The sequence below is a fragment of the Mesorhizobium sp. M1006 genome (assembly GCF_040318825.1).
In the GTDB taxonomy this organism is placed as follows: Bacteria; Pseudomonadota; Alphaproteobacteria; order Rhizobiales; family Rhizobiaceae; genus Mesorhizobium.
In genome coordinates, this window is the sequence record NZ_JAMYMZ010000097.1 from 1 (window position 1) to 7,786 (window position 7,786).

General features: G+C 64.5%; 5 protein-coding genes and 1 pseudogene. 2 read left to right on the forward strand and 4 right to left on the reverse strand.

Features of this window, described 5'->3' with window-relative positions; all coding sequences use genetic code 11:
* Positions 1 to 223 precede the first annotated feature (223 nt).
* Positions 224 to 463, forward strand: a complete 240-nt coding sequence (locus tag NKH60_RS34225; RefSeq protein WP_023675986.1) for a Trm112 family protein — start codon at positions 224 to 226, stop codon at positions 461 to 463.
* Between the two features lie 42 nt (positions 464 to 505).
* On the opposite strand, the gene NKH60_RS34230 is transcribed toward NKH60_RS34225, so the two are convergent.
* The 3 genes from NKH60_RS34230 to NKH60_RS34240 are packed head-to-tail and all read right to left on the reverse strand — an operon-like array spanning position 506 to position 6,304.
* Positions 506 to 3,814, reverse strand: a complete 3,309-nt coding sequence (locus NKH60_RS34230) for an error-prone DNA polymerase (protein ID WP_352834856.1) — start codon at positions 3,812 to 3,814, stop codon at positions 506 to 508.
* Entirely contained in the window at positions 3,811 to 5,289 is a 1,479-nt protein-coding gene (locus tag NKH60_RS34235; protein ID WP_352834854.1) for a DUF6504 family protein, read from the reverse strand. The genes NKH60_RS34230 and NKH60_RS34235 overlap by 4 nt, the downstream gene beginning before the upstream one ends.
* Positions 5,222 to 6,304, reverse strand: coding sequence for an ImuA family protein (locus NKH60_RS34240; RefSeq protein WP_352834851.1), 1,083 nt, complete (start codon positions 6,302 to 6,304; stop codon positions 5,222 to 5,224). Before NKH60_RS34240 ends, NKH60_RS34235 begins: the two co-directional genes overlap by 68 nt.
* 524 nt (positions 6,305 to 6,828) lie before the next feature.
* Here NKH60_RS34240 and NKH60_RS34245 point away from each other — a divergent pair.
* Complete coding sequence (locus NKH60_RS34245) at positions 6,829 to 7,251, forward strand: metallopeptidase family protein (protein WP_023680515.1); 423 nt, start codon at positions 6,829 to 6,831, stop codon at positions 7,249 to 7,251.
* A 314-nt stretch (positions 7,252 to 7,565) separates the two neighbouring features.
* Here NKH60_RS34245 and NKH60_RS34250 read toward each other — a convergent pair.
* Positions 7,566 to 7,786 (reverse strand): annotated as a pseudogene (locus NKH60_RS34250) (hypothetical protein); the annotation flags it as partial.

A 7,786-nucleotide genomic window follows, 5' to 3' on the forward strand; every position in this document is an offset into this window, starting at 1 on the left:
AATCAGGTTAAGCACACCCTTCATGCAAAGCCCTCCTTGTGGGAGAAGGTGGATTGGCGCGCAGCGCCAAGACGGTTGAGGGGTGCTGGACGGAGTGTCGTCGGTGCCAAGCTGGAACACCCCTCATCCGACCGAGCTTCGCTCGGCCACCTTCTCCCACAAGAGGAGAAGGAAGTTCGCGCTCGAAACCTTAACCCGATTGCCCTGTGGAAGGACAAACCAAATGGCGGATGGACGTGACGGGAACAGGACTGTCGACCCCAAGCTGCTGGAACTCTTGGCCTGCCCGCTGACCAAGGGGCCGCTTGCCTGGGATCCGGAGCGCGGCGAGCTTATCTCGCGGGTGGCAAAGCTTGCCTATCCGGTGCGGGACGGCATTCCGATCATGCTGCCATCGGAAGCGCGTGTCATCACCATAGATGATGCCATGCCACCGCCGCCGCGCCTGGGTGGAACGCCCTGAGTGCTGCGGTTCAGAGCCGCTCCGTCGCGATCTTTCGCGCCTCTATTGAAAATTGCGCCCTTTGGGCATGACCTTCTCTGCCTTTCCCAATAGTTCCGTTTGCGCGATGCTGCCGGGCTGAGCCTCGTCTGCACTGCTCGACAGTCTGTCCGCCGGCCTTGCCTGCTCAAGCAGCACCGACAGCCACGGCGTCAGATCCTCGACCTTCTCGGCGACGATATGGATGACGTCCGATTCCGATTGCAGCTTGCCGGTGACGCGGATGAGACGCGCGCCCATGACGATGGGGCGGAAGCGGTCAAAAGTCCTTTCCCAGAAAATGATGTTGGCGACCGCATTCTCGTCTTCCAGCGTCAGGAAAATCGCCTTGCCATTGCCCGGCCGCTGCCGCACCAGCACGAGGCCGGCGACCGAAACGCGCCGGCCGTCCCGCACCTGGCCGAGCCGCACATTGGGCGTGACGCCGGAACGATCCAGCCTTTGACGCAGGAAGGCGACCGGGTGCGCCTTCAGCGACAGGCCAAGCGAGCGGTAGTCGTGGACGACGTGCTCGCCGAGCGGCATTGTCGGGAGCCTGGTTGCAGGCTCCAGATCGCGCAAGCGGATCGCCGGCTGGTCGAACAGCGGCAGCTTTTCGGCGGCACTCTTGCCGTCGAGCGCGCGGACCGCCCATAGAGCGTCGCGACGGTTCAATCCAAGCGACCGGAAAGCGTCGGCCTGCGCCAGTTTTTCGATCTCGTCGACGTTGAGGCCCGAGCGCAGCCAGACGTCGCGTACGGATGCATAGCCGGCGCCGCGCCGAGACACAAACGCTTCCATGCGCTCCTTCGACAGGCCCTTGACCTGGCGAAAGCCGAGCCGGACGGCATGGCTGGTCCGGATGACGCCGCGCATCTGGGCATGGCGGTCAAGGATACGATCCGGATCGAAAGGCGATTTCTCCAAGGCGCAATCCCAGCCGGAAAAATTGACATCGACCTCGCGGATCTCGACGCCGTGGTCATGCGCGTCGCGGACAAGCTGGGCCGGCTGGTAAAACCCCATCGGCTGGGAATTCAGGATCGCGGCGCAGAACACGTCGGGATAGAAGGTCTTGAACCAGCAGGAGGCATAGACCAGCAGGGCGAAGGAGGCGGCGTGGCTCTCGGGAAAGCCGTATTCGCCAAAACCCTCGATCTGCTTGAAGCAGCGCTCGGCGAAGTCTTTTTCGTAGCCCTTGGCGACCATGCCGTCGACCATTCTCTTGCGGTAATTGCCGATCGTGCCGGTGCGCTTGAATGTCGCCATGGCGCGGCGCAGTTCATCGGCCTCGCCCGGCCTGAAGCCGCCAGCAACGATGGCGATCTTCATCGCCTGCTCCTGGAACAGCGGCACGCCCAGCGTCCTGCCGAGTATTTTTTCCAGTTCCGGCTTGGGATATTCGGGTTTTTCCTTGCCTTGCCGGCGGCGCAGATAAGGGTGGACCATGTCGCCTTGGATCGGGCCGGGCCGCACGATCGCCACCTCGATGACGAGGTCGTAAAAGCTTTTCGGCCGCAGCCGCGGCAGCATCGACATCTGCGCGCGCGATTCGATCTGGAAGACGCCGATCGTGTCGGCACGGCAGATCATGTCGTAGACATGCTTGTCCTCGGCAGGCAGAGTGGCCAGCACATAGGGCAGGCCGTACGCGTCCCGCGCCTGCGGATAATGATCCTGGAGCAGGGTGAAGGCGCGCTGCAGGCAGGTCAGCATGCCGAGCGCCAGCACGTCCACTTTAAGGATTTTCACCGCGTCGAGATCGTCCTTGTCCCACTCGACCATCTTGCGCTCGTCCATCGCCGTCTTGACGATGGGCACGATCTCGTCGAGCCGGTCCCGGGTGATGACAAAACCGCCGACATGCTGCGACAAATGACGGGGAAAGCCCATGATCTCGTTGGCGCATTCGATCACATGCCTTGTCGATGGATCGGTCTGATCGAGGCCGCCGGCCTTTGTCTCCTTTTCGCCGAGCTCCGAGGTCGACCAGCCCCAGATCGAACTGGACAGCGCGCCCCGGACGTCGTCCGACAGGCCCATCGCCTTGGCCACTTCGCGCATCGCCGAGCGGCCCCGGTAGCTGACGACGGCGGCGGCCAGCGCGGTGCGCTTGGTGCTGTATTTGGAATAGATGTACTGGATGACCTCCTCGCGCTTTTCATGCTCGAAATCGACGTCGATGTCGGGCGGCTCGTTTCTTTCCTCGGAAATGAAGCGCTCGAAAAGCGTTTCGATCTTGTCCGGGCCGACTTCGGTGATGCCAATGCAGAAGCAGACGATCGAGTTGGCGGCAGAGCCGCGCCCCTGGCAGAGAATGTTCTGGCTGCGGGCGAATTTGACGATGTCGTGGACAGTCAGGAAATAGCGCGCGTAGTTCAGGCGCTCGATCAGAGCGAGCTCCTCCTCGATGCGCTGCGTCACAAAAGCGGGCACGCCCGAGGGGTAGCGGATGGCGGCTCCCTCCTTGGCCAGCCTTTCCAGTTCGGCCTGCGGCCCAAGACCCGATTCCGTCGGCTCGTCGGGATAGTTGTATTGCAGGTCACTGAGCGAGAAGGTCAGCTCGCCGGCAAAACGCAGCGTTTCCGCCAGCGCTTGCGGATGCCTGCGGAAAAGCCGTGCCATCTCCAGCGGTGGCTTTAAGTGACGCTCGGCATTGGCCGCCAGCTCCAGTCCCACCTCAGCGACGGGCACATTGAGGCGGATCGCCGTCAGCACGTCCTGCAGCGGGCGCCGTTCCGACGTATGGTAGAGAACATCGTTGGTCGCCATCAACGGGATGCCGGCCAGATCCGCCATCGCCGCCGCCTGCTCGATACGGAAGCGGTCGTTGCCGCGGTAATCCGGCGAAACCGCAAGCCGCAGGTTTTCACCGAAACGATCCTTGAGCCGGCTAAGGAGTGCGAGGCTGGTTTCCGCGTCCGCCGACACATCCGGCAGTATGGCGAGCGACAGGAGATCGCCCCATTCGAGAAGATCGCTCTGTTTGAGGAGCGTCGCCCCTTTTTCGTTCTCGTCACGCAGATTGGCCTGTGTCAGCATGCGGCAGAGATGCCCCCAGCCCTTGCGGTCCTGCGGGTAGGCGAGGATGTCCGGCGTGCCGTCGCAAAAAACCAGGCGGCAGCCGGGATGATAGGAAACACCCTCCACCTTGGCCTGCTGCCAGGCGCGCACCACGCCCGCCACCGTGTTGCGGTCGGCGAGACCGATCGCCGAAAACCCCAGGAATTTTGCCGCGACCACCAACTCCTCCGGTTTCGAGGCACCGCGCAGAAACGAGAAGTTCGACTGGATGCCGAATTCGGCATAGGGGTTGGCCGTCAGCGCATTCATGCGAAGATCCCATGCATGAACCAGCGCGGCGGGACTTGAGAGGCGCCGTAAAGGCCCTGGCGATAGAGCCAGTAACGGCGGCCGTCGGCATCCTCGATGCGGAAATAATCCCGGGTCGGGGCATCTTCTCGTCCCGCCGCCCCTCGCCACCATTCCGGCGCGATGCGCTCCGGCCCTTCGGCGCGCACGACCCGGTAGAGCGCGCGCCGCCAGCGGAAGTTCAAAGGCGGGCCTTCCGGCATTTCGGTGGCCGGCACCTCGATCGGCTCGGGCGAACGGAAAAGCCGGATCGGCCGTTCCGGCTGGAAGACGGTCGTGGGAGCGTCCTTCGCCTTGTCCGGCTGCTTCGGCGGCGAGCTTCTCTGCGGCGCCTCCGTGAAGGGAAGGGTGGCGACGGCGCGCTCCGGCAAATGGCTCTCGACGGCGACCGGCTTCAAGACCGCGCCTTCGCCGAGCCGGGCGCGAATGCGGTCGGCAAAAAGCGCGATATCGGCACCGTCGTCGCTCGTCTCGCCGGCAAGGTCGGCCTGCTGCATGTCGAAGGCGGCGGCGGTCAGCACCGAAAGGCGCACGAGATCGAAGCCATAGCCGGCGTCGATATCCTGTTCGAGCGCGGCAAGCCTTTCGTGGAACAATTTCTGGATCAGCCGCGGCTCGCGCAGAGGCCGCGAGGTGCCGACGGCGATGCGGCTGACGCCGCCATCGACGCGGAAAAGCAGCAGCGCCAGCCGCCTTGCGCCTTCGCCGCGACGCTCGAGGTCGCTCTTCAAGGTGGTCGCCAGCATGCCGGTCAGCCGCTCGATGTCCTCGGTCAGCATGATCGGCTCGGCAAGGTGACGCTCGACCGAAAGCGGTGCCACCGGCAGGCGCGGCGACACGGCCTCCTCGAGGCGGCCAAGCGCCTGGTCGAGGCGCAAGAGCAGCGATGCGCCGAAGCGGCGGGCCAGCGGCGCGCGCGGTGCCGCCATGACGGCGCCCGCCGTGCGCAGGCCGACGCTTTCGAGGCTGGCGCGTACCTCCGGGTCGATGCGCAGCGCCGCCAGCGGCAAGGGCGCGAGAAGCGCTTCCTCCTCACCATCGGGCACGATGCGGTCGCCAGCAAACCGCGCCGCCGCCCAGGCAGCACCAGGCGTGGCGGCAAGCCCGGCGCGGACATCGAAGCCCTGATGGAAAAAACGCGACAGGATATCGTCCAGCATCGAGCGTTCGCCGCCGAAAAGATGGGTGCAGCCGGTGACGTCGAGATAGAGGCCGTCGGTCCCGTCAAGCGCCACCAGCGGGGTATAGCGGTCGCACCAGTCGGCGAGGCCTTCGAGCAGGCGCCGGTCGGCCTCCGGATCGGCCTCCACGATGTCGATCGAGGGATGCATGGCGCGTGCGTCGGCTATGCCCATGCCGCGCTTCAGATTAAGCGCCTCGGCCCGCTCGTCGAGGGCGGCGATGCGCTGGGCGTTCCGGTCGCGGTGACTGATCACCAGCGGCAGGTGATCCGACGGCCGGGAACGCCAGGACCGCCCCAGACGCTGCCGCAGGATCCTCTCGGCGGCGAGATGCGGAAACCACAGGGATAGGATTCTTTGGCCGTTCTGGGGCCCATTCCTGAGACCTTCCTTGCTCGCCCCGTCTTTCTTCGAATATGCGTTCATCGGGGTTCCACTCCAGTGTGAATTTTCCGGACAAGGCCGTGCAGCTCTTGCCGATGGCGACGGTGAAGGCGGGCCGGCCGATCGAGCCGGCGAGCGGCCCGGCAAGCGTCTTACGCGTTGCCGCCGGTGCCGCCGACAGGATGAGGCGGACGGGCGCTGCCGTCGGTTCGGGCTCGCCGGCCTGGCGCAGCAGGAACAGCGGCCGGCCCGCACTCTGCGCGCGGGCGTGCAGCCGCCGCGTCGCGGTGAGGTCAAGCCGCTGCGGGCTGCCGCGGATTTCGAGGATGACGGCGGCCAGCGCCGTCATCCGGGCAGCCTCCTCGGCGATCCACAGCGCATCGAGCAGCCCTGGCGCCTCGGAAAACAGCAATTGCTCCGGCTCGATGCCGAAGAAGGCGTGAAGCCCCCTGGCATAGGGAAAGCCGGCCTCGCGGAAAACCTCGGATGTGCCGATCCACAGCACCGGCAATCGCGGCCCCTGGCTGAGGATCAGGCTGACGAGCGACAAGGCAAAACCGGCAACGGCCCCGGCATCGCGGGTCGCGGCGCCATGAAACTCGCTCACCGCCGCCTTCGGCAGGCCGCCGCTCAGCGCAGCATCGAGGCGCTCGGCGCCGGTGCGCAAAAACGCATCGGGCGGCGCCACGGCGAGGCCGCGCCGGACAATGGTCAGATTCCGAGCGGGTGTCGGATGCCGAGAGGGTGTCAGACTCTGACGAGGGACATCCGCGTCAAACGACGAACTGGCCGGCGCCTCCAGGCGCTCGGGCAAGGTCCCTTCGATCTTCGCGATCTGGCGGCGCAGGGCAAAAACAGTCTCCCGCGCCACGGCGCTTGTCGCCATGACGGTCAGCTTCCACTCACAATTGTTCCTGTTATGTTCCCTATAGATTCCAGAGGGAGGATGAAGAGTCAAGCGGAGTCATGGGGAATTTATTCCTGCCCGATTTTAGCGGGCCGTTCACGAAACAGGAACTGCCCGTGAGTTATCGACCCGGCCGCTTCCGGGCCATCCCTAAAACCAGCCAGACGATCATGACGCCTATGATGGCGCCGACAAGCATCCGAAGCAGGCTGACCAACTCGGAATTCCTGCCGAGATAACTGGTCAAGACCACCAGCACCAAAAGAAGCAGTGCGCCAAACACTCCACAAATTGCAGCGCTTCTGACGAATTGGTTGCTGAATGGCATTTGAACACTCGACTCTGACAGAACGATGGAGGTTCGGCTTCGGGTATGGCGGCGTCCATCATCTCGCAAAGGCCATCCCTAGACCAGAGCGGATGACAGATTGCGCCCTTGAATCTGCCGCGTCATTTGCCGAGTCCGGCCTGAAAGCCTATATGCCGGGATCAAAGGACAAAGCATGGCTCGCATCTACCAAACACGCATCTGGCACGACCAGCTTTCGCCAACGATGGAGGAAATCGAGCTCCTGGCGCTGGAGGCCTATGCCCATCTGCCGGAGGACTTTCGCAAGTTGACCGGCGAGATCGTCATTCAGATCGCCGAATTCCCGACCGACGAGATCATGGACGACCTTTCGCTGGAAACGCCCTTCGACCTGCTCGGCCTGTTCGAGGGGCGCGGCATCGCCGAGCGCTGGAATCCGCAGACCGGCGAGGGGCCGAACCGCATCACCCTCTATCGTCGCGCCATCCTCGACTACTGGGCCGAGAACGAGGAAACGCTGGGCGACATCGTCACCCATGTGCTGATCCACGAGATCGGCCACCATTTCGGCCTGTCGGACGACGATATGGAGAAGATCGAAGAGGCAGCAGAGTGAGCGACCCCGCTCCTCGTCATCCTGGGGCGGAGCAAGGAGCGAAGCGACGCGGCGCAGACCCCAGGATCCATATGTGGACGGCGCCCTGCCTGCAACGGTTGTTTTGCGTCGTTTTCCTTGCGGCCGCTGGCCAAGGTGGGGTTCGCGACGCCCGTTCCAATCATGCCAGCGGTTTCGTTGGCCAATGGATCCCTCGGAGTTTCGCGCGTCACGGATCGATCGATCACGCCATCTTCCTTCCGTTGCAAGAGCTTGTGTTCGGTGTTCCTCCGTTGCGGCCTATCCGGGCATGTCAGCGCCGTGCTGAGCCGCGGTCAGGGCTGGCCGCAGGCCACCGCCGTAGGCGGCGCGAAGCGGCCTTGAGGGCGGCGAGGAGGCGTCAGGCTGCCCGCCAGGCCGCAACGGTACGGCTCGCCGGTGATCATCATCTTCCAGGCCATACGGGCGGTCTTGTTGGCGAGCGCCACAGCCGCCAGCTTCGGCGGCTTGCGCGCAATCAACGCCGCCAGCCACGGCGAGGCCTTGGCGCGGCCGC

Coding starts and splice junctions, on each gene's coding strand:
- NKH60_RS34225 (WP_023675986.1), top strand. CDS start 224: ATGGCGGATGGACGTGACGGGAACAGGACTGTCGACCCCAAGCTGCTG.
- NKH60_RS34230 (WP_352834856.1), bottom strand. CDS start 3,814: ATGAATGCGCTGACGGCCAACCCCTATGCCGAATTCGGCATCCAGTCG.
- NKH60_RS34240 (WP_352834851.1), bottom strand. CDS start 6,304: ATGGCGACAAGCGCCGTGGCGCGGGAGACTGTTTTTGCCCTGCGCCGC.
- NKH60_RS34245 (WP_023680515.1), top strand. CDS start 6,829: ATGGCTCGCATCTACCAAACACGCATCTGGCACGACCAGCTTTCGCCA.